Raw genomic sequence first — 21,793 nt, 5'->3', positions numbered from 1 at the left:
AGGAGATATTACCAGAAATGAGAAAAAACATAAAAAAGTTTGCAGGAATAGTGCTTTGTATTGGAATGTTTACAGGATGCGCACAGACCCCGGATTCTTCTTTGGTAAAGCCGAAGGGGAGCAAGGCTGTAGATGCTTATACGGAAGCGGATGATGTTAGCGGTTCTAAAGGAGAAGCATCTGAAAGCAAGAACGATGACGGTTCAGAGTCAAAGACAACCATCAGGAATCTCATTGATGCTCCTCAAAATTATAAAAGCCATGTGGAAGATGACAGTGCCAAGCTCGTGGTAAATACAGATGCAGGCGTAGAAATTCCGGAAGTGGAAAAGATATCTGCTATTTCTGTCACCGCGGCAGAAGTTACCCAGGAGCTTCTAGACCGTATTACAAACGCATTCTTCTCAGAGGCAAAACTTTATACCATGGATAGTTATTATGTGAAGACAAAGGATGAAATTAAAAAAACTCTGGATGAACTAAAAGAAGATGTTGCAACCGGAAACCTGGATCCGTATAACTATGGAACAGATGATGATGGGAATTATGTCTATGATATCTATGAAGATATTGAGACATGGGAACAGGAATACGAAACTGCTCCGGAAAAGAAAACCCTGACAGAGGCAAAACCTGTTGCCGGAAATTCTTTCGATTGTATTGCACAAATGCCAGACGATTCACAATACTATTATAAAACATCTTACACTGGCTCCGATACCTTGTCAGTCAAGATCAAGAAAGTAGCAAACAAGGGCGGGGAAAAAATACCGGAGGATGCAATGTGGTGTGATTACGGATATTCTGAAGAGGAAGAAAAACCCACAGAAGAATCTATCGGGCTGTCCCTGGATGAAGCAAAAAAACTTGTAAAGGAAAAAGTTGAAAAAATGGGCATCACAGATTTGCAGTTTTCTAACTGGAATTACGCGGTGTGCAAAAGTTTTGAAGACGATAATAGTTCAGGTGATTTTGGAAATGGATATAGAATTGATTATGCACGTACCATAAATGGTGTGCCGGTCACTCAGACAATTGCAGACGGTGGGGCATTGGAAGATATGGACAGCACAATGGAAACATGGTCTTATGAAAGTCTCTGTTTCTATGTCGATAAAGATGGTATAGAAAGCATGACTTATTCAAATCCCTACACAATCGGTAAAATAAAGACAGAGAATTTAAATCTTCTTTCGTTCAGCGAGGTTATGAAAATTTATGAAAAAATGATGGTGGTAACAAACGCTGATAATATGCAATATGAAAATTCCAGGGTCTATAATATTGATCGGATCGTTCTTGGTTATGCCAGAATATATGAGCCGTCTACTGACGCACACACAGGTATTCTGATCCCCGTCTGGGATTTTTTCGGCAGCATGACTTCAGAAAGTGAATATAACGGAGAAACAGAATCAAATACCAGTAAAGATCCGAATGAAAGTTTCCTTACCATTAATGCCGTGGATGGCAGTATCATAGACCGGAATCTGGGTTACTGACATGAGACAGGTATTTGGAATTGTAAGGTACAATTTCTTCGGATTTCTACGCAATCCCAAAGTTATTTTTATATTTCTGTTAGAATTTGTACTTAGTTTCCTGCTTACAGGCAGAATCATGGTTGTAATGGAGACCTACGATACACCGGTACAGGCCATTGAACCATTTATCTGGACATTTGGGGATGGGATAGCAGTACTGTCCAGTTCGCTGCTCTTGCTTCTTATGTTTTCTGACCTGCCGAAGATGACACCTATTACTCCATACCAGCTGACCCGGACAACCAAGAGGAAATGGCTTTTAGGTCAATTCATTTATGTTATTCTTGTAACTGTTTTATATACGGTTTTGATGCTGCTGTTTACGGCCGTGCTGTGTATGAAAAAGAGTTATCCAGGTAACCTGTGGAGCGAAACTGCGGCCATGCTTGGTTATTCAGAATTAGGAAAAAACCTGCAGGTCCCTTCTACAGTAAGGGTCATGGAAAGTATCTCACCCTATGGCTGTATGCTGCAGGTTTTCTTCCTTCTGTTTTGTTATTCGCTGACCTTAAGCTTTGTAATCCTTGTAGGAAATCTCTATAAAGGGAAGACTAAGGGGATGATTTTTGGCCTTCTTTACAGTGTCTTTGGTTTTTTATTGGACCCGAAAGTACTGGCTGCAATTTTACATAAAGAAAAATACGAAATGTATCAGGTAAATGTATTAATCTGCTGGATCAGTCCTCTGAACCAGGCAGTATACGGAAAACATAACTTGGGTTATGACCCATTGCTTCCGAAAATCTCGCATTCCTACATGTTTTTTCTGGGTATTTTAGTTCTTCTTGCAGTTTTTGCAATTAACCGGATGAAAAAATATACCTTTGAATTTCTTGGAGAAAAGACATGATCGGAAGGGGGAAAACCTATGTGGGGTGAAACAAAACGTATGTTTTTTAATAAGAATTTTCTGGCAGCATGGCTGATAGCCTGCATTTCCATCGCCATTGGACAGACTTATCCCAGCTTAAAAAAAGCACTGACATGTGGTACTTTTATCAGTATACTGGAAGGTTCCTTAAAAAGTCAGGCAGTATCTTTTGCCATTCCGGTAGCAGCCGTATTGCCATGGAGTGATTCCATTCTGCAAGAATATAAAAGTGGATTTTTAAAGGAGATACTTCCCAGAACGACTCGCAGACAGTATATCGAAGGTAAAGTCTTTTCCATTATGGTATCTGGTTTTATGGTCTGGACGTTATCTATACTAACGGTACTTTTTATCAATTTTATTGTGTTCTATCCGCTGGAGATAAAGGGTGCTATTCAGAAAGAAGCACTTCTGGACTTATTCATGAAGGCATTTCGGACAGGGCTTATCGGAAGTATCATAAGTACTTTCGGTGGAAGCTGCGGGATTTTATGGGATTCTGCTTACATGGCATATGGAATCCCTTTTGTAAGCTTTTATTTCGGAATTATCCTTCATGACCGCTATTTTAAGAATCAGATATGGTTTTATCCAGTAGAATGGATACTGGCTGATGAAAATTGGGGACCGGACAAAATAGGAGTTTGGCTATTTCTACTGTTGTTTTTATTAGTAATGCTGGGAATTCTGGGAGGTGTTTTATATGGAAGATTGGAAGAAATCTGAAAAGACATTTAGTCTGGCCTGTAATCTGGAAAGAGCAAGTGGAACGATGCAGAACACCTGCGTAAAAATAGAACACGTGACCAAACGTTTCGGTGAAGACATCGTGTTACAGGAAGTAAATCTTTCCTTGAAAACAGGGAACGTCTATGGGATTGTTGGAAATAACGGTTCAGGGAAGACCGTTCTTATGAAATGCATCTGTGGGTTTCTTCCTGTAACTACGGGCACTATTTTTGTATTCGGGAAAAAAATAGGTCATGATGTGGATTTTCCTGAAAGTCTTGGAGTTATTATCGAGACTCCCGGTTTTCTTACACAATATACGGGCTTTAAAAACCTGGAGATCCTGGCAGACATGAATGGCCGGATTTCGAAGGCCGATATCCGCATAGTCTTAAAAAGGGTAGGATTGGATCCGGACATGAAGAAACCAGTCGGAAAATATTCCCTTGGAATGCGTCAACGCCTTGGTATTGCACAGGCCATTATGGAAGATCCTCTGTTTTTGATCCTGGATGAGCCGTTTAATGGACTGGATAAACATGGCGTGGAAGAAATAAGAGAACTGCTGCTGGATTTAAAAGCAGCAGGAAAAACCATTTTGCTGGCAAGCCATAATGAAGAGGACATCAGAATCTTATGTGACCACGTATATGAAATGGATGGAGGAATCTTAAGAGAAAGGACTGCCTGATAATGAGAAATTTATTTGTAAAAACGGCATTAGTATTGTGTACGACAATAATATTTCTTCCAGCTACCGTTTTTGCCACAGAGCCTCAAAACACGGAGATTACATCTGCTGAAGAAGGATTTACGGACTCAGATCCGTCCGTATCTTATGAGAATGACAACTCGTTAACCCTTGATGAAAAAGAGGATGATTCTACGAGTACCGAACCTCCGAGTACCGAACCTCCGGCAGAGGATGAAAAGACTCCTGATAAAGCTGATACCGATAAAGAAAATCCGGATCCGGATATTTTTACATCAGGAGATGACTTTGGTGATGGTTCTAAATCGAATCCTTTTCATGTTGTAATAGACAGTGATAATCCGGAAGACGGTGACGCCCCGCAGATAACAGATCCGGTTATAGACAACGGGTATTCGGGCGGTGGGGGAGGAGGTAATTCAACATCAGACTCATCAAGTGAAAAAATATTACATAAACCGCAGGTATTATTAGAAGACAGCAATCTTTCAGGTGGACGATTGGAGGCTGGTTCTACAACAGAAATGTCGCTGACATTTCGAAATAAAAGCTGCAGTCAAAATGTATTTGGTTTAAAAATTTCCCTTTCTACAGAGAACAAAGGAATTGAATTTGAGAAAAACTCTTTTTATGTACAAGTCCTGGCTCCTGGTGAAGCAATTACTTTGGAACAGATGATTACTATAACAGAAAACTGTGATCCTGGCCAGGCTGTCATTACTTTTTCTCTGGATTATGAAGATTCGAAAGCAACGGCAACTACCGGTACAGAATTACTGTCTTTTCAGATCATCCAACCGGTTCGTGTTAAGCTGGAAGCTTCAGATATTCCATCTGTTTTATACACTATGGATACAGTAGAGATCCCGGTAAAAGCAATGAATCTAGGAAGAGACAAAATATACAATGCAAATGTCAGCTTAAAGGCTGATGAATTAAGCTCAAACGATACTGCATTCTTAGGGACCATAGAGGCCGGAGATTTATCCCAAGGAAGTCTTCGCATATATGTAAAAGGAAAAACAGGAAAATGTGCAGGACAATTAATTCTTACGTATGAGGATGCAGATGGCAAATCATATGAGGAAGAAATAAAATTTGATTCTGAAATCAAAGAAACCCAGATAAAGTCTTTAAAGGTTGAAGATGACCAGGAGAAAACCAATAACTGGTGGTATTCCATAGCTGCAGTTGTTGCAGTACTGCTTATTTCCATAATCCTGATTCTGGTCAGAAAGCTTCATAAGAAAAATATCCTTCTCGAAGAAGTGAGAAAGGCGGATTCTCATTGAAAAGAAAAAAAATAGACAGCTTTACCTTATTAGTCATACTTCTGCTGGCATTGATACTTACATTATTAGGAATGCTGCTGGCAGGCATGAAAGAAGAAAAACGGCAATTTACTGTGCTGCTCCCACTTGGAGATCTGGCTTATGATGAAGATTTTTTGCAGAAAGCGAAGAAGATAAAAGGTATAAAAGAAATCTGGCCAGTCATAGAAGTCCCGGTTGTCATCAAAATTGAAGATTATACGGAAACAACGACTTTTTCAGGAATTGATATGAATGCGTTTGGAAAAAATCCAACTCAGAATGAACTGGGGAAGATGCCGTTGTTATTGCTGGGAAATGGTTCCCTACGGGATATGAAAGACTATAATAATCATGCCATTTCAAAAAAACAACAGGAAAAATTTTTAGAGATGGGTGAAAACCTGAATATTTTTTATTCCCTGGATGAAAAAGAGAAAGATACTTCCAAAGCCACAGATGATCTTACTACCTTATCCAGCAATTCCGCAAGAGGACCGCAAACCTCATATATGCCCTGTAAAGCCGCTGTAGTAATAGAAGGCAACGAAATCTACATCCCCATTTCCCAGGCACAGGATCTCTGCAGAGAAATAGGAGAGCCTTCTGAAATCAGTAAAGTATATCTAAAAATAAATGGAAAGAATAACCTGGAGAACGCAAAGAAAATACTTTCAGGAATTTAACATAATATATAGCAATTCGGCGATCGCCTTCGAAATGGTCTGGCGGCGGGTGTCCGGTTCTTCAAATTTTTTTGTTGCCATAGGCAAGCAAAGTCGCATTGGCCTGGTCAGCGTATCCAGCAGCTTTTCAATTTCTGCTTCCACCTGTGCCAGCTCCACTTGATAGGCGGTCAGTTTTGGATTGACTTTTTCCTCCCTGCTGTGGAGTATCTGAAAGTCTTTGAACTTCTCCTGCATGGCAGAGAAAATGAATTGCTCAAATTCTTCTTTGTGGATTTTTCCGTAGCCCGGGCAGTTCTTGCTTTTTGCCCGTTTGGTACAGCGGCTCTGAAAATCAATGCCGCTGCTTTAAATGGGCGTATCAATTTGTCTGCTGTACGACGGCTTTTTTTCTTTTGCCGTCGTGCGGCAGTTTCTAAATCAATATGATAGGCTGTTAATCGGTAGTGCTGCCTACCCAATTAGGACTGAAAGTTGTCATGCACTCCGTATCTCCATCCACGGATTTTGACACGAGAAGTCCGTTCTTGATGTCTTTCAGTGTCTGCTCATATTCAGCAATGCTCTGATCTGTCATTTCCTGCGTCCACTCGAAAGATCCCTCGCTGGTTTCAACCATTGTGTGGTCATCGGCCATTTCCTGAAGATTTTTCTTTTCCTGCTCCAGCCATTCCTTGTACTCGTCATAAGTCCACCACTCATAGCTGATTGCGGGATGGCTGTTATTATAATCTTCTTCGGACACCCAGCTTGCGCCATTGTCCTCGCTGACAAAGGTCTTTCCGCTCTCCTTGTAGCTCATAACGCCATCAGAATCATCCGTTGTGGACACGACCGTTTTCTGTTGTGCAGAATTGGCAGCAGGTGCGTTCAGCGCATGAGCCTCAGCGACCCCATGTAAGGGACTCACTGCCCCCAGTCCCATCAATACCGTCAGAGCCAATGCTCCGAATTTAGCTTTTACCATTTTGTTTTACCTCGCTTTCAAGAATTATAGCTGTCCTTTTGAGGACAGCTATAAGATAACAAAATCATTTGGATATAGTTTGCAAGGAATATGGAGTTTAGATGGAGTTGATAGCACCTCTTTTTTGCGGCATTTCAAGCCAGAACATCACACCTCTGCTTGTATTCTTGATGCCGTATTTTGCATGGTGCAGCTCCATGATCTTGCGGACGATATAAAGCCCTAAGCCAGTGCCCCCGGTATTACGATTGCGGGAGGTATCTGCTCTGTAAAACGCTTCAAACAGATGGGGGATCATTTCCTCTGGAATATGGACGCCTGTATTTTCAACTTTACAGAAAACGGTATTTTTATCGTTCAACAAGGATATATAGATTGCCTCTCCATTCGGTGAATAGCGAATGGCATTTACCAAAACATTTTGAATGGCTCGTTCCATCTGCGCCGGGTCTGCTTCACACAGGATTTTGTCAGGAATATCCACAGAAAGGGAGATTTCTTTTTCAGACAGCAAATCGGTCACATCAGCTATTTGTACCCGGAGAAGCTCCGCAAAGTCAATCGTCTTATATTCCGATCTCTGCTTTCCGTCTGTTTTAGATACATAGAGCAGTTCTTTCACTAATGTTTCCATTTTTTCGACAACGGCCAGTGAACGCTCCATATACGCCTCTTGATTTTCATATCCTTTGACCTTATTGAGCATCCCCATTAAATGGCCTTTCAGAATTGTCAAAGGCGTTTTTAGTTCATGTGATGCCGCCGAGAAAAATTCTTGTTGCTTTTTTTCAAGTTTTCGTTCTTTTGATATTTCGGCCTCTAACTCGGAATTGCTTTTTTTCAGTTCTGCCAATGTGTGCTGTAAATTATCTGACAAAGTATTCAAGCTGTCTGCGAGTATTCCTATCTCGTCTGAACGGTTAGAATTTCCGTGCGGCTCAAAATCGAGCTGGGCCATTTTTTGCGATGTACTGCTTAATTCAATAATCGGTTTTGTTATATAGCGTGAGTAAATGACGGAAAACAAGATGGACATGAAGAAAATTCCCAATATAACCAGCGGAACGGTTTGCCAAATCGCTTCTGTTGCCTGATTGACGGACACCGTATCACTTTGCACATAAAGAGTATAGTCCTGCCCTAACAGGCTGAACACATAACCGGCCTCTGTCAGCAGCTCGTCATCTGTGACGATTCCGCTATCAGAATGTTCTTGAATTGTAGCAACAGAATCCTTGTCCGTTGTTATCGTCAATTCATCGCTTGAATATAAAATATCTCCATGCCCATCTTCAATATAGGCAGTTGCTTTCGTCTGTGCGGCAAATTGCTGAACAAGGGAATAACATTCCTCTAAGGAATCAGCCTGTTCCAATACTGGCACTAAATCATTTGCTTGCTTTTGCAATTCTGCGCTAAGACGATTGCTATATGTTTGGGGAATATATCTCGCCATACTGAAAACAGAAAGCAAACATACCAAAATCAAAAGAACCGTTGTCGCTAAAAAGAGCTTTGCCGTTAGGCTCGTTTTAATTTTCCTTATCAATTCTGTATCCCACTCCTCTGATTGTTTTTATATAGTCAGCATTTAATTTTTTGCGAATGTTCTTTATGTGACTGTCAACGATCCGATCTTCGACCTCCAAATCGGCCGCCCACAATCGGTCAAGTAGCATTTGCCGAGTAAAGACCTTTCCCTGATTTTCAAGCATAAGCCTAAGAAGAGCAAACTCTTTGCTGGTTAAAACAACTTCGTTTCCGCCTTGATATACATGGAATCCGTCAACGTCCATACTCAGCTCTTTATAAGTAAGCAGGGATTGATTTTGATTTCCCACAGTCCTACGGCGAAGAATAGCCGCAATCTTGCACAGTAGGATTTTGGGCGAAAAGGGCTTTGGAATGTAATCGTCAATCTGCTGTTCAAAACCCCGCAACTGGTTTTCTTCATCCGAAAGCGCAGTAAGCATAATAATAGGGACTTGTGACCGCTTACGAATGACCTCACATACACCATAGCCGTCGATTTTAGGGAGCATGATGTCTAACAGCACAAGGTCGATGGTATCCCCAAACATTGCAATGCCCGCCACACCGTCAGAAGCAACAGCGACTTCATATCCCGCATCAATCAGATGGTTCTTTAATATATCCTGAATGTCAATATCATCTTCGACAATTAAAATCTTCTGCATTGTTCCACCTCCAACTTTTTAAGTATAGCAGAGAAATATGTATCTATTATGGAGTCTCAAATTTTATCCGCATTTATTTTACCGCCATTCTTTCAATCTATCAATGTTGTCATCGAGTATGTAGATAAAATACTACTAAAACATAAAACTGCGTATCGTCCTCATAATCAAACCTGAATACCTTTTACCAAATCGTCACCTTGCTGGACATTTCCGTAGACCAGTTCTTTTATCCTGACAGGCAGAACAGCGAAAGTTACTGCTGCCAGCACATTGATGTCCTTTTAAACTCTATGAATGAAAAAGAATTTGTCGTGATAGAAGCCACAGCCGGAGGCATTAAGAAAGCCAGAGAAACGGAGATTCTAGGAAAATCTACCTACCCATTTCCCAGGCACAGGATCTCTGCAGAGAAATAGGAGAGCCTTCTGAAATCAGTAAAGTATATCCAAAAATAAATGGAAAAAATAACCTGGAGAAAGCAAAGAAAATACTTTCAGGAATTTAACATAATATATAGCAAGAAGTCTCTTTCCTTTACAGATGTGCAATGAATTGTAAAAGCACTGTACGAACGCTGTAAAAGCAAAAAAGAACACTTGGTTGGTGATGCAGTTCATGGTATAATAGTATCAGTTGATAACATAAATGATAAAAAAGCTTATTTTGTTAAAAAAAGGATCACAATGTACATTTGAATATCAGATTTACTGCTTTTTGATCATGTGGTTGTAATGTTCCGTGCATAGCCCAGAATGGAACTAAGTAAATTTATCAATGTCTATTCCTTTTTCAAAATCTGAGATTTAAATGGCAGAAGTATATCACATGATAATGCTTATGGTATGGAAAAAGGCTTTCGTTGTAGCCTATGGTTCTGCATGGAAAGTTATTGGATAAAAGATACTGATTAATACTTGGTAAAATGAGGGAGCTCACAAATGAAAAAAATTACAATTGCCTTAATTATGGTTATATCATTAATAGCACCAATTCAGACAATGGCGGAGAGTGTTACCCAGAACGGTACAATAATAGAGCCTTTGGAACAGAATATTGAACAGATCATCGATGAAATCACTTCTGAACCGCGTCCAATAAATTCTGATGCAATACAGAATGTAAAAGAATATATTAGTGAATATCCCGGCAGTATCTATTGTCCAGGACTGGTAAGATGGTTTGAACGTGAATGATAGTTCTGATGTAAAAGAAAATATGGATATACAGAGAATTGTGGAAGTGATTGATCAGGTTATGGAAGTACTTCCAACGATCAATTAAATCTATATTAAAAATCTCCCACTAATGGTAGTGCCAGATAAAAAACATTGTAGAAGTCAGTAATATTAATGTTTTTCATGGTGCTAGCACGGTGTGAAGTCGAAATAATCAAATACTGACAGAGACTAGGAGGTGGAATAATGAAAAAATGGATCGTGATGCTGGCGGTACTTGTTATGTTCTGTCTGGCGGGATGCGGGGAAAAGCCGATGACAGCAGTGTATTTTCATATAGATGATAACAGCTGGTATTTTGCGGATCTGGACACGGACACGATTTTCTCCGGAACGATACCGGATAAGCTTACGGATGAGAATGGAAAGAAGCTGACAGAGGAAGATATGACATACGGAGATGTTTACCTGATCTATGGAGATGGTATCATGCTGCAAAGCTTCCCAGGACAGTATCCGGGAATCACAAAGATGGTACGGAAAGAACAGGGCAATCAGGAAAAGGCCGATCATTACCGGAAGGAGCTGCTTTCCATGATGCGTCCGGTGACTGGAGAGTGATAAAATAAAGCTTTTTTAGAAAAATATTAAAAGAAAATATATATCCATTTCTTCTATATTTTGATAAACTATATATTAAGACCACTGAGAAGAATAAATTTTAATTGCTTTGTGGAACAGATTGGTATTTACAGGGAGGAATCGTATTTCAGATTCTTCAAGTACATAAGGATTCACTTTTCGTTGTATTTTAAAGAAAGAGAGACATGGAAACTTTGGAACAACAGCGAAAGTATCTTTGAAAAAGATCAAGGGATTACGATAAAATGATATGTAAATGAAGGTTAAGGGGAAGGGGAAAAATGCTGATTACGGATATTATTAACATTTTGGGGAATGAGTTTAGTAGTATATATTGCGTAAATCGTCAAGATCAGTACATTCAGATTTATAGACATCTAAATGAAAACACAGAGTTAGATGAATTAATGAACGAGAAGAAAACATATGAAACCGTAATACAAAAGTATATAGAGACCAATGTATTTGAAGAAGACAGAAATAAAATGCTGGTTGCTACGGATTTTAATAATATATGCAAACAACTGCAACTGGTCTCACAGTTCACAATACATTACAGGATAAAAAATGGTAATGATATTTTGCGTTATCGTATGAAATGTGCAAGAATTGGAAATGCAGATACATTCAAAAAAATAGTGTTTGCGTTTGCAAGTGAGGATTCAGATATAAGATTAGATGAGTTAGGCATTATGAACTTGAGCAGCACCGGTGAGAAAAGAAAAATATTAATCGTGGAAAATGATGTCTCCAATCTGAAATTTTTAATTTCTCTGCTTGAAGATCGATATGAAATAATTACAGCATGTGATGGAAAAATCGGTTTGAGATTACTGGAAGAGAATCATAAAGACTTGGCACTAGTTCTGATAAATTTTCAGATACCTGTATTGAGTGGATTCGATTTTCTGAGAAAAGTGCAAGAGGACACCTTCCTTTCTTTAATACCGATTATTGTAATGACAGCAAATGATACACCAAAAACAGAAGTAATATGCCTGAATTTAGGTGCGACTGATTATATACGAAAGCCTTATAATGCAGAACTGATTAGAAAGAGACTGGAAAATGTAATTAAATTGAGAGAGTCCTCGGTGTCGCTCAGAGAAATAGAGAAAGATTCGTTGACAGGTTTATATACGGAGCAGGCTTTTTTTCATTATTCCAGGAGAATTATGCAATTTAAACCCGATAAAAAAATGCATGTGATAGTAGGAAGAATTAAAGACTTCGAATTGATTATTAGCATTTATGGAAGGAAAAAAGCAAACGAATTACTGTGCTATATGGCTTCGGTATATAACAAAAATTTTAAATATGGGTTATTAGCTAAAAAAGAAAAAGCATCTTTTCTCTGCTTATTAAGTGATGATTGTGAGCTGGATCATCGGAGAATGGACAATGTTATTAATGAGTTTGTAGAGAATGCTCCGATTAAAGGAATAAAGATTAAATATGGTATTTACAAAAATATAGATAAGAATCTTTCAATAGCTACCATATGTGATTATGCATCTATGGCGGCAGAAACAGTTATGGAAGATTATAATCATGACTATGCGTATTATACAGATGAACTGGCGCAGAAGAGACTTTATAATCAAATGATAGAAAACGATTTTACAGATGCTTTGAAAAATAAGGAGTTTATAATTTATTATCAACCAAAGATAGATGTAGTCACAGAAAAAGTAATCGGTGCGGAAGCTTTGGTTAGGTGGCAAAGAACGGATGGCTCCATGATATCTCCTGAAAACTTTATTCCGATATATGAAAAAAATGGACAGATTCAAAAATTAGATGCTTATGTTTTTCGACAGGTGTGTAGATTACAAAAAAGGATACTTGATGAATCAAAAAAATTGTTGTCCGTGTCAGTAAATCTTTCAAGGTCCAGTATTCTTTGCGAAGGAGTTGTAGAGCAATACACCGAAATTGTAAGAGAATATGATATTCCGGTAACGTGTGTTCCTTTAGAGATTACAGAATCAGCATCTGTATATGGACAAAAGGTTGTAACAGTAGCAGAGCGTTTATTACAAGCAGGATTCAAATTGCACATAGATGACTTTGGATCCGGGTATTCTTCAATGGAAAGCATAAGCAGACTGCCATTTAGTGTTCTCAAGATAGATAAGTGTCTGATCGATCACGTATGTGAGACGAGAGTGAAAATTCTTGTGGATCATATAATAAAATTATCAAAAGCCCTAAATATGAGGGTACTTGCTGAAGGTGTTGAAACAACAGAACAACTGGATGTATTACGAAAAATCAAGTGCGATGAGATACAGGGATTTTATTATGCACGACCAATGCCAGAAGCTCAGTTTATAGAATATGTAAGAAAAAGCGATAACCACAAGAAACTCTAGCAAAGAGACACCGAAAAGACGATATACAAAAAGTAAAAGTAGATAAGAGGTTTTACGGAAAATTGAAACTGTTTGTTAAGATAAGATATCCATAACAAGTCTATGTTGTCCGTTATCATTTCAATGAAATGTCATGTGAGTAACAAATCTGGAGTTGACGAGGAGGTGATTTTATGAAAAAATTTATGTCCATTATCTATGTTATAGCATTCGTTATTGGTATTATCTTCATCATAACAGCAGATACAGGAGTGATTACAAGTTATTATCCTGCTTTGATTGCAGGCATAATCATTAGTTGCTTTGCGGGAGTGTTCCTTGCTATCTACTTATATGCTTGGCATAAGCAATCTAAGTGAGTTATGTCAATTCAAGTTTGTAGAATTCAAAGTCTAATATGAAATGTGAGATAGAGCGTATGGAAATAATCTATACGTTCTATTTTTTTGCCTTTATTTGATAGACAGCCACTCACTTTTCCGAATGTATTTACATCTTTTCTCTTGACAGGTTCACACAAATTGCCTATACTGTGCTTATCGAATAAGTACGCTTATTACGATAAGTACACATGGCGAGGTGAGAAAGTGGAGATTATCATAAGTAATAGCAGTGATAAGCCTATTTACGAACAAATCTGTATGCAAGTAAAAAGTTTTATTATGGACGGCACATTATCTGCTGGCGAAGCCCTCCCTTCTATGAGAGCTTTAGCAAAAGATTTACATATCAGTGTTATTACCGTTCAGAGAGCATATGAAGATTTAACGAGAGATGGATTTATAGAAACTGTATCTGGAAAAGGCAGTTTTGTAGCATCACAGAATAGGGAATTTATTCAAGAGGAACAGTTACGAATTGCTGAAGAACTTTTGCAAAAAGTCGCAGAAATTGGTCGGGCGCATGGCATTAGTCTTGAGCAAATGACGAATATCCTAAAACTATTTTACGAGGAGTAACGAGAGGTGACAGGCATGGATAATAACATTTTGGTGCAGAATTTATGCAAGCAATTTGAGGGATTTTCTAGGGATTTTCTTTGGACAATGTTTCGTTCAAAGTCCCAAAAGGTAGGATTGTAGGCTTTATTGGCGAGAATGGTGCAGGAAAAAGCACTACTATCAATCTGATATTAAATGAACTAAACAAAGATAGCGGACAGATACAGGTCTTTGGAATAGACCACACAATTCCAACAGTCAAAGAAAATATTGGCGTTGTTTTTGATGAATGTAATTTTCATGATGTGTTTACAGCCACAGATATTGAAAAAATCTTGAAAGGCATTTATAAGACATGGGATAGTAACCTCTTTTTGCAATACTTGAAAAAATTCAAAATCCCAACCAAGAAAATGATTGGTGCTTTTTCAAAAGGAATGAAGATGAAACTTTCCATTATCTGCGCTATGGCACATAGACCTAAACTGTTGATTTTAGACGAAGCGACAACGGGTCTTGACCCCGTTGTGCGTGATGAAGTGTTAGACCTATTTTTGGAATTTATCCAAGATGAAGATTGCTCTATCTTCTTTTCATCGCATATCACTTCGGACATACAAAAAATTGCAGACTATGTGATTTTAATTCATCAGGGAAAAATCATTTTCGAGGAACAGAAAGATAATCTTGTTTATAATTATGGCGTGGCAAAGTGCGGAAAAGAAAAATTTGCACAGCTTTCCGCTGATGATTATATCATACACCGAACTACAAATATGAGCGTGGAGTGTCTTGTTCATGACAAAGATGCATTCAAACGAAAATACAAAAACATCATTGTGGATAATGCCACATTAGAAGATATTATGCTTTTCTATGTAAAGGAGGTACATCATGCGAGGATTGATATATAAAGACATATCCATTTTCTTCAAGAGTATTGATAAGAAACTTATTCTGATTGCAGCAGCAGCTATTGTTCTGCTTATTTTCAATGCTGGAATTTATGCTGGCTTATTTGCTTCCGTTATGTTTGCCATGACAATCGGTATGCAAAATATTATGAGTTTCGCAAGTGATGAAAAGGCAAGCTGGAAAAAATATCAATTAGCTATGCCGATAAGCAATTTTACTGTTGTTGCAAGTAAATATGTTTCCGTAATATATACTGTTGCAATCAGCATTTTGGGAAGCATTGCGTTCAATAGTTTATCCAGCATAATTTTTCAAAACTTTGATATGCTTATCTGGTTATTTTCGATTGCAGCAGCAATTATTATCCCATTATTATGGACAGGAATTTGCTTGCCATTAACTTATTGGTTTGGTTTTCGTTCTGCGCAAACTATGGGATTGATTGTGGTAATTCCAATGTTTTACTTTGTAAAATATTTTGAAGATGGGCCGGGAATGGCTACTATGGTAAATTCTGTTCATTCATATGTGCTAATCACAGGGATAGCGGCAATTTTGATTTTTGGAATTTCCCTCATAATAAGCACCATTGGATATAGTCGCAAGAATTAAATCTGCAATTACCATTCAAAAATATCAAACCCAGCCGAGCCAGTCAACGGCAAGTGAATGGGCGGTGCCCACCGTTGACAGCCCCGTCTGTCCCTGCTGGTGGGTAATCAAGGGGCGACAGCAAAAAGTGCTGACGTCGAAGAAAGGGGGAGTTTCCATGACCGAACAGGAAGCCTATCAAGAACATATCCGCTATACCCATGATACCTATTGTCGGATTGTTATTCGTCATGCGTCCTTTGACGCTGCCCGTATGTTGGCGGCAAGGTGGAAACGGGAAATCTCCCTTGAATATTTGACCGAAGAAAAGTTTGTCCCGCTAAGCACCACAGACGAGTATTTCTAAGTGCCGGACTATGGCGAAACTTATCTGTTCTCTGTCCGGGGGCAGACGATACTTTTAGACAGCCGTTCCCTTGCAGCGGCTCTTGCCCGGCTGCCGGAACAGACGCAGGAGGAAATCTTTTTGTATTACTTCCAGCACTTGACGCAGAAAGAAATCGGAGAACAAAGCGGCTGGACACGCAGCACAATCGGGCGGCATATCCAGCTTGCCTTGAAGCGGCTGAAGGAGGAAATGGAGGTGTTGTCCCATGAGTAACCGGCTTCTCCCCTATGACACGATTATAGAGGCACATGAGGGCGACCCGGAAGCGGTAAAAGCCGTCCTTGACCGTTACACCGGATATATCCGCTATTTCTCTAAGATGAACGGTTATTATAACTCTGATATGGAGGACTACATCAGAACAAAGCTGATTGAAAGCCTGTTTAAGTTTCGGCTTGACCGATAGCATAAAGCTAAAGGACAATTGATCTTTACATCACATAACTTACGCCCATTGGAAATCCTTGAAAACGATGCTCTGCTTTATACGACTGTGAATCCTGAGAATTGCTATATAAAATCTACTTATATCAAAAATACGCAAAATACCCGGTTATCTTATTTGCGGACAATTAAGCTTGGCGGGCAAAAAGAAAAACTCTACAATGAAACAAATATATATGAGATGGAGCTTGCTATGAGGCGGGCAGGAAGGGACTACAAATAACTAAAAGGCCACAGGAATCAGGCAATTATTATCACCACCAAATCCTTCTGTTATACAGGCTTCATAGTGCAGCTAACCTCATTGAATAAATTTATTGTTAAATATTCGTGCAAAGTATTGTTTTCTTCGTGCAAATGGCATATACTATAATTGCCAGCAGAAAGGGGTTGATCGTATGGCTAGAAATACCACAAACATCAGTATCCGCATGGACGCAGATTTGAAAGCGCAGGCGGACGCACTGTTTACTGAACTTGGCATGAACCTGACTACGGCGTTTAACATCTTTGTGCGCCAGTCGCTTCGTGAAGGCGGCATTCCCTTTGAAATAAGGCTGGAACAGCCGAACAAAGAAACGGTTGCTGCCATGCTGGAAGCGGAAAGGATTGCAAAAGACCCGTCTGTAAAGGGCTTCAATGACCTTGACGAGTTGTTTGCTGACCTGAAAAGATGAAAGAAACCAAATATACCGTCAAGTACACGACCAGTTTCAAAAAAGACTACAAACGAGCCATAAAGCGTGGCTTGAAGATCGAGCTGCTGGAGCAGGTCGTAGCAATGCTGGCAATGGGCGAACCGCTGCCAGATAAGAACCGCGACCATGATCTGTCCGGCGATTGGGCAGGTCATCGGGAATGTCATATTCTCCCGGACTGGCTGCTTGTCTACCGCATAGAGGATGATGTTCTGGTGCTGACGCTGGCCCGCACCGGTACACACAGCGACTTGTTCGGCAAATAAACATTCTGCCGCCGTATGGGGAAACCTGTACGGCGGTTTTTCTGTATGCAAAAGGGTGTCGTGAAACGCGACGACCTTGATAGTGGTACGCCAAAACGCGGTAGCCCTTACCGCTTCGATAAAAGGAATCAATATGCGACACTATTGCAATCGAGGTAATATTGACATAGAATTCCATGTATTATAGAATGGTATCTGTAAAAAGAAGGCATGAAGAAAGCAGCTTTAAACGGGCTGCTTTTTTTGTGTCTTCTTTTGTCTTTCCTGAGTACCGGAGGAAAAGGAGTTTTCTGGATGGAGCAGAGAAGACAAAAATAAATAAGAACAGGAGGAAGTATATGGAGGATACCAAAAAAACAGTTTTGGCGGGAAACGAGGAAAAAGATGTTCCGCGTGCAGTCTACGATGGTGTTTTGACAATCGATGTAGACGCGCAGGTTGAAAGCATGGAGGAACAGGAAGAAGCCAGATGGCATCAGCTTTTGAATGCACATCGTACCAGAAAGATCCTGACGGGCCAGCTTGGGGGCATTGAAAAACTGGAGAGTGGATGGATGGTTGCTGTTACATACTTTAATGGTTTCCGGATCATTATCCCAATGAATGAAATGATGATCAACCTTCAGGGAGACGGGCGTGAAAACGCGGATACCTTAAACCGTCAGGTCCGTATTGCTAACAACATGCTCGGCTGTGACATTGATTTCATCATCAAAGATCTGGATAACAAGAGCCGGAGTGTTGTAGCATCCAGAAAAGATGCAATGCTTAAAAAGAGGCAGACTTTTTACCTTGGGGAAGATACAGAAAAACCAATGCTCTATGAAGACAGGATCGTAGAAGCAAGGGTGATCGCGGTAGCTCCCAAAGCAGTCCGCCTGGAAGTCTTTGGTGTAGAAGTATCTGTCCGGGCCAGAGACATGGCCTGGGAGTGGATGGTAGATGCCGGAGAAAAATTCCAGGTAGGTGATCTGGTGCTGGTCATGGTCAATAAGGTGGAAGCAAGCTCTGTTGACCAGATCATTATAGAAGTGGATGCAAAGAGTCCGACAGCCAATATCAATAAAGATAACCTCCGGAAATGCCATAAACAGGGAAAATATACAGGGATCATTACGGAAGTCTATAAGGGAACCTATTTTATCCGCCTTGATATCGGAGTCAATGCCGTGGCACATTCCTGCAATATGTCCGCACTTCCGGGAAAGAAAGATAAGATCGGATTTGTGGTGACCCGCATCAACGACAACTATGAAGTGGCAGAAGGCATTATCACAAGGCTTATCAAAAGAGCTTCCTGAAAATGTTTTTATGATTTTCAAAGAATTCTGTTGACACAGAAGAAGAGAATTCTTTAACATCGGAGATAAAGATGGAAAGGAGTGACGTCAGATGGCAAAAAAGAAGAAAAAACAGATGAGGGAAACCTTGTACTGTCCATATTGCAAAAGACCCGGGGTACTTAGGCCTGCAGCCTATGTCTATGGGGATAACAACCTGGATCCGGAAAAATACCTGTATGTATGCAGCGGCTATCCTTCCTGTGATTCATACATTGGGGTACACAAAAAGAGTATGCGTCCTATGGGAACCATGGCTGACAGCAATCTGCGTAATAAGCGTATCGAAGCACACAGAGCTTTGGATGCAATCTGGAAAAATGGTTATATGACCAAACACAGCACATATATCTGGCTTCAGAACCGTTTGAATCAAAACTCCTGGAAATGATGATGTATGGATAACAAGTTATGAAAGAAAACCGATCAGAAGCAGAGATTAGAAAGAGTGAAAATGACAAGGAGGAAAGGCTAAACTTTACTCATTGGTTCAATTCGTTTCGAATTTTTTGGATAACTCTGTCAGTTCTTTCGTAGTTTCCTGGGTGTGATGCAGCAGGGTATCGCGCATTTCTGGCGGACAGCTGGAATAAAGCATTTTCATCTGATTGACACACTCATCCTCCAGAGAAACATCTGGATTTATAAGCGTATCTAAAAAGATGTGTAGAACCTTTGCCAATGCTCTTAAAATTAAATAAGAAGGATTCATTTTCCCCTTTTCGATATTGGCGATTTGCTTTACAGAAACATGGCTCAGATCCGCAAGCTCCTGCTGTGTCAGGTCTTTTTTCTTTCGGGCTTCCCGCATTTTTTGCCCCAAAGCAGTCAAATCATCAATCGGCATAATCGTTCACCTCAATAATATTGTATCGTTCCGGTTTATATGATTGAATGACCTTATTATACCTAACAATCAGTATGATTATGCCGATTTTATAGAGCTACGATTGGTGATAAACTTGTATTGTTCGAGACAAAGAACTATAATGTACTCTGTGGAGGTGCAGAATGGATTATATGACACTAAAAGAGGCCGCCGAAAAATGGGGCGTGACACCTCGTAGAGTTAATTACTATTGCGCTGCTGGGCGTATCCCCGGCGCTGTGAAGATGGCAACTATCTGGCTAATTCCAAAGGATGCGGAAAAGCCGATTGATGGTCGAACAAAACAAGGAAAGGCAGAAAAGTATGAGTAATATATTACTTCTTGAAGATGATCTAAGCCTGATTAACGGGCTTTCTTTTGCTTTCAAAAAGCAGGGATTTGAATTAAATATCGCCAGAACGCTCAAAGAAGCGAAGGAATTGTGGACAGACGGAAAATATGATTTGTTGGTGTTGGACGTATCTCTGCCAGATGGGTCTGGCTTTGAATTTTGCAAAAGAGTTCGACTTACATCAAAGGTGCCAATTACTTTTCTGACGGCTTCGGATGAGGAAACAAGTATTATTATGGGGCTGGATATTGGAGGTGATGACTATATCACAAAACCGTTCAAACTGGGGGTTCTCGTGTCAAGGATTAACGCCTTACTTCGACGTGCAAATTCTTTTCAAGCAGCAGACACAGAATTGCATTCGAATGGCATCAAAGTTCTTTTGCTGCAAGGACAGGTTTTCAAAAATGGGGAGCTGTTGGATTTGACTGCCGCGGAATACAAGCTACTGTGCCTGTTTATGAGAAACCCAAGCATGGTGCTGACAAAGGGACAAATTTTAGATAAGCTATGGGATTGCGACGGGAATTATATCGACAGTAGTACCCTTACGGTCTATATGCGTCGGCTTCGTATGAAGATCGAGGATAATCCAAGTGAACCACAAATGCTCCTGACTGTTCGAGGTATGGGATATAAATGGAATATTATCGGGTGAGGTGCAGAATGAAGATACTGGCAAATAAAGAAATCAAAAATCTATTTCTTTCGCTTTCACTGGTTTTTGGGGTTACATTTCTCTTAGCCGAGGTTTTTCTATGGCTGTCATATCGCCGGCTTTCTCTGTTATTGCTAATCCTTTTTCTATTGGCTGGCGGTGCTGTATGGGCAGTCTGCTTTGTATATTTTAATCGACAAAATCAGATCATGGAGCAGGCGATATTACAAATCAATGCGTATCTTGATGGTGATCGCAATGCCCGTATTGAATGTGACAATGAGGGCGAATTGTACCGACTGTTTCATTCCATCAATTCTTTAGCGGCAGTGTTAAATGCCCATGCAGATAACGAGTTACGAGAGAAAGAGTTTTTGAAAAATACAATCTCCGACATTTCACACCAACTGAAAACACCACTGGCGGCTCTGAACATTTATAACGGACTGCTTCAGGACGAGGATATAGAAGTGTCATCTGTGAAAGAATTTGCTAATCTGTCCGAGCAGGAGTTGGACCGTATTGAAGTGCTGGTGCAAAACCTTCTCAAAATCACAAAGTTGGACGCTGGTTCTATTGCATTTGAAAAGAAAATAGAAAATGTAGCGGATATGATGCAGGATTTGGAGCTACACTTTGCATATCGTGCCAAGCAGGAACAGAAAGAGATTGTATTATCTGGTGCAGATGATATTTCTCTTTTCTGTGACCGTGATTGGTTGGGCGAAGCGATTGGCAATATTGTAAAAAATGCACTTGACCATACAGGAAAGGGCGATACCATTTACATCAAATGGACGGCACTACCCTCCGCTGTTCAAATCACAATAAAGGATAACGGGTGCGGAATTCATCCAGAAGATTTACACCATATCTTCAAAAGGTTTTATCGCAGCCGTTTTTCAAAGGATACACAGGGGATCGGGCTTGGTCTGCCGTTGGCAAAAGCGATTATCGAAGCTCATGGGGGCCTAATAGAAGTGGAAAGTGAATTAGGAATTGGAACGAGTTTTATAATGAATGTTGCTAGAATATAAATAGTACAAGCCAAAATGAGAAATTCCAAATACACATAAGCATGGTACAATAGAAACATGC

Annotated in this window: 26 protein-coding genes and 2 pseudogenes; 23 read left to right on the top strand and 5 right to left on the bottom strand. The window is 39.9% G+C overall.

Annotation, left to right across the window (positions count from 1 at the left end; genetic code table 11):
- Window positions 1–17: 17 nt before the first annotated feature.
- The 6 genes from WMO28_RS09425 (at window position 18) to WMO28_RS09400 (ending at window position 5,852) form a co-directional block, all read left to right on the top strand.
- On the top strand, window positions 18–1,502 hold the full coding sequence (locus tag WMO28_RS09425; protein WP_349056784.1) for a DUF6034 family protein: 1,485 nt from the start codon (window positions 18–20) through the stop codon (window positions 1,500–1,502).
- 118 nt (window positions 1,503–1,620) lie between these two features.
- Complete coding sequence (locus tag WMO28_RS09420; RefSeq protein ID WP_227574037.1) at window positions 1,621–2,394, top strand: hypothetical protein; 774 nt, start codon at window positions 1,621–1,623, stop codon at window positions 2,392–2,394.
- Window positions 2,395–2,412: 18 nt separating this feature from the next.
- A complete protein-coding gene (locus WMO28_RS09415) occupies window positions 2,413–3,141 on the top strand; it encodes an ABC transporter permease (RefSeq protein WP_349056783.1) in 729 nt (242 codons plus the stop codon).
- Between the two features lie 46 nt (window positions 3,142–3,187).
- A complete protein-coding gene (locus WMO28_RS09410; RefSeq protein WP_167515474.1) occupies window positions 3,188–3,835 on the top strand; it encodes an ATP-binding cassette domain-containing protein in 648 nt (215 codons plus the stop codon).
- Window positions 3,836–3,837: 2 nt separating this feature from the next.
- Window positions 3,838–5,148, top strand: coding sequence for a COG1361 family protein (locus WMO28_RS09405; RefSeq protein WP_349056782.1), 1,311 nt, complete (start codon window positions 3,838–3,840; stop codon window positions 5,146–5,148).
- On the top strand, window positions 5,145–5,852 hold the full coding sequence (locus WMO28_RS09400; RefSeq protein WP_242982004.1) for a hypothetical protein: 708 nt from the start codon (window positions 5,145–5,147) through the stop codon (window positions 5,850–5,852). Before WMO28_RS09405 ends, WMO28_RS09400 begins: the two co-directional genes overlap by 4 nt.
- On the opposite strand, the gene WMO28_RS09395 is transcribed toward WMO28_RS09400, so the two are convergent.
- The 4 genes from WMO28_RS09395 to WMO28_RS09380 form a co-directional block, all read right to left on the bottom strand.
- Window positions 5,841–6,089, bottom strand: coding sequence for a hypothetical protein (locus tag WMO28_RS09395; protein WP_435376241.1), 249 nt, complete (start codon window positions 6,087–6,089; stop codon window positions 5,841–5,843). The genes WMO28_RS09400 and WMO28_RS09395 overlap by 12 nt on opposite strands.
- 199 nt (window positions 6,090–6,288) lie before the next feature.
- Window positions 6,289–6,819, bottom strand: a complete 531-nt coding sequence (locus WMO28_RS09390; protein WP_118071963.1) for a hypothetical protein — start codon at window positions 6,817–6,819, stop codon at window positions 6,289–6,291.
- A gap of 97 nt (window positions 6,820–6,916) precedes the next feature.
- Window positions 6,917–8,368, bottom strand: a complete 1,452-nt coding sequence (locus WMO28_RS09385; protein ID WP_349056781.1) for a sensor histidine kinase — start codon at window positions 8,366–8,368, stop codon at window positions 6,917–6,919.
- Window positions 8,352–9,017 carry a response regulator transcription factor gene (locus tag WMO28_RS09380; RefSeq protein ID WP_349056780.1) on the bottom strand — a complete coding sequence of 222 codons (666 nt, stop codon included), beginning with the start codon at window positions 9,015–9,017 and terminating at the stop codon, window positions 8,352–8,354. Before WMO28_RS09380 ends, WMO28_RS09385 begins: the two co-directional genes overlap by 17 nt.
- Window positions 9,018–9,190: 173 nt before the next feature.
- On the opposite strand from WMO28_RS09380, the pseudogene WMO28_RS09375 reads away from it, so the two are divergent.
- From WMO28_RS09375 to WMO28_RS09310, 14 genes and pseudogenes are all read left to right on the top strand, one after another.
- A pseudogene (locus WMO28_RS09375) lies at window positions 9,191–9,436 on the top strand (hypothetical protein); the annotation flags it as partial.
- Window positions 9,437–9,958: 522 nt separating this feature from the next.
- Window positions 9,959–10,213, top strand: coding sequence for a hypothetical protein (locus WMO28_RS09370; protein WP_349056779.1), 255 nt, complete (start codon window positions 9,959–9,961; stop codon window positions 10,211–10,213).
- Between the two features lie 228 nt (window positions 10,214–10,441).
- Window positions 10,442–10,816, top strand: a complete 375-nt coding sequence (locus WMO28_RS09365) for a hypothetical protein (protein ID WP_349056777.1) — start codon at window positions 10,442–10,444, stop codon at window positions 10,814–10,816.
- Between the two features lie 302 nt (window positions 10,817–11,118).
- Complete coding sequence (locus tag WMO28_RS09360; RefSeq protein WP_349056776.1) at window positions 11,119–13,212, top strand: two-component system response regulator; 2,094 nt, start codon at window positions 11,119–11,121, stop codon at window positions 13,210–13,212.
- Between the two features lie 173 nt (window positions 13,213–13,385).
- Complete coding sequence (locus tag WMO28_RS09355; RefSeq protein ID WP_349056775.1) at window positions 13,386–13,571, top strand: hypothetical protein; 186 nt, start codon at window positions 13,386–13,388, stop codon at window positions 13,569–13,571.
- A 228-nt stretch (window positions 13,572–13,799) separates the two neighbouring features.
- Window positions 13,800–14,171, top strand: a complete 372-nt coding sequence (locus WMO28_RS09350; protein WP_055066322.1) for a GntR family transcriptional regulator — start codon at window positions 13,800–13,802, stop codon at window positions 14,169–14,171.
- A gap of 80 nt (window positions 14,172–14,251) precedes the next feature.
- Window positions 14,252–15,067: an ABC transporter ATP-binding protein gene (locus WMO28_RS09345; RefSeq protein WP_294414585.1), complete on the top strand. Its 816-nt coding sequence runs from the start codon at window positions 14,252–14,254 to the stop codon at window positions 15,065–15,067.
- Window positions 15,048–15,680: an ABC-2 transporter permease gene (locus tag WMO28_RS09340; RefSeq protein ID WP_161284356.1), complete on the top strand. Its 633-nt coding sequence runs from the start codon at window positions 15,048–15,050 to the stop codon at window positions 15,678–15,680. The genes WMO28_RS09345 and WMO28_RS09340 overlap by 20 nt, the downstream gene beginning before the upstream one ends.
- 157 nt (window positions 15,681–15,837) lie before the next feature.
- Window positions 15,838–16,281, top strand: a pseudogene (locus WMO28_RS09335) (RNA polymerase sigma factor).
- Window positions 16,274–16,474 carry a helix-turn-helix domain-containing protein gene (locus WMO28_RS09330; RefSeq protein ID WP_148462122.1) on the top strand — a complete coding sequence of 67 codons (201 nt, stop codon included), beginning with the start codon at window positions 16,274–16,276 and terminating at the stop codon, window positions 16,472–16,474. The pseudogene WMO28_RS09335 and the gene WMO28_RS09330 overlap by 8 nt, the downstream one beginning before the upstream one ends.
- 436 nt (window positions 16,475–16,910) lie before the next feature.
- Window positions 16,911–17,189, top strand: coding sequence for a type II toxin-antitoxin system RelB/DinJ family antitoxin (locus WMO28_RS09325; protein ID WP_349056774.1), 279 nt, complete (start codon window positions 16,911–16,913; stop codon window positions 17,187–17,189).
- Window positions 17,186–17,476 carry a type II toxin-antitoxin system YafQ family toxin gene (locus WMO28_RS09320; RefSeq protein WP_118252846.1) on the top strand — a complete coding sequence of 97 codons (291 nt, stop codon included), beginning with the start codon at window positions 17,186–17,188 and terminating at the stop codon, window positions 17,474–17,476. The genes WMO28_RS09325 and WMO28_RS09320 overlap by 4 nt, the downstream gene beginning before the upstream one ends.
- Window positions 17,477–17,814: 338 nt before the next feature.
- The gene (locus tag WMO28_RS09315; protein ID WP_349056773.1) at window positions 17,815–18,777 is read left to right on the top strand and encodes a S1 RNA-binding domain-containing protein; all 963 of its coding nucleotides are present in this window, start codon (window positions 17,815–17,817) and stop codon (window positions 18,775–18,777) included.
- 91 nt (window positions 18,778–18,868) lie between these two features.
- On the top strand, window positions 18,869–19,207 hold the full coding sequence (locus WMO28_RS09310; RefSeq protein ID WP_349056772.1) for a zinc-finger-containing protein: 339 nt from the start codon (window positions 18,869–18,871) through the stop codon (window positions 19,205–19,207).
- Between the two features lie 99 nt (window positions 19,208–19,306).
- On the opposite strand, the gene WMO28_RS09305 is transcribed toward WMO28_RS09310, so the two are convergent.
- Entirely contained in the window at window positions 19,307–19,663 is a 357-nt protein-coding gene (locus WMO28_RS09305) for a helix-turn-helix transcriptional regulator (RefSeq protein WP_349056771.1), read from the bottom strand.
- A 164-nt stretch (window positions 19,664–19,827) separates the two neighbouring features.
- Between WMO28_RS09305 and WMO28_RS09300 the strand changes: the two genes are divergently transcribed.
- Genes WMO28_RS09300 through WMO28_RS09290 form a run of 3 tightly spaced genes read left to right on the top strand, consistent with a single transcriptional unit; the run spans window position 19,828 to window position 21,732 of the window.
- Window positions 19,828–20,016, top strand: coding sequence for a helix-turn-helix domain-containing protein (locus WMO28_RS09300; protein WP_014080203.1), 189 nt, complete (start codon window positions 19,828–19,830; stop codon window positions 20,014–20,016).
- Window positions 20,009–20,695, top strand: a complete 687-nt coding sequence (locus WMO28_RS09295) for a response regulator transcription factor (RefSeq protein ID WP_349056770.1) — start codon at window positions 20,009–20,011, stop codon at window positions 20,693–20,695. Before WMO28_RS09300 ends, WMO28_RS09295 begins: the two co-directional genes overlap by 8 nt.
- A gap of 8 nt (window positions 20,696–20,703) precedes the next feature.
- The gene (locus WMO28_RS09290; RefSeq protein WP_349056769.1) at window positions 20,704–21,732 is read left to right on the top strand and encodes a sensor histidine kinase; all 1,029 of its coding nucleotides are present in this window, start codon (window positions 20,704–20,706) and stop codon (window positions 21,730–21,732) included.
- Window positions 21,733–21,793 lie beyond the last annotated feature (61 nt).

This window comes from Blautia aquisgranensis, from assembly GCF_040096615.1.
Lineage (GTDB): Bacteria > Bacillota > Clostridia > Lachnospirales > Lachnospiraceae > Blautia_A > Blautia_A aquisgranensis.
This window is presented reverse-complemented; position numbering and strand designations above follow the sequence as displayed.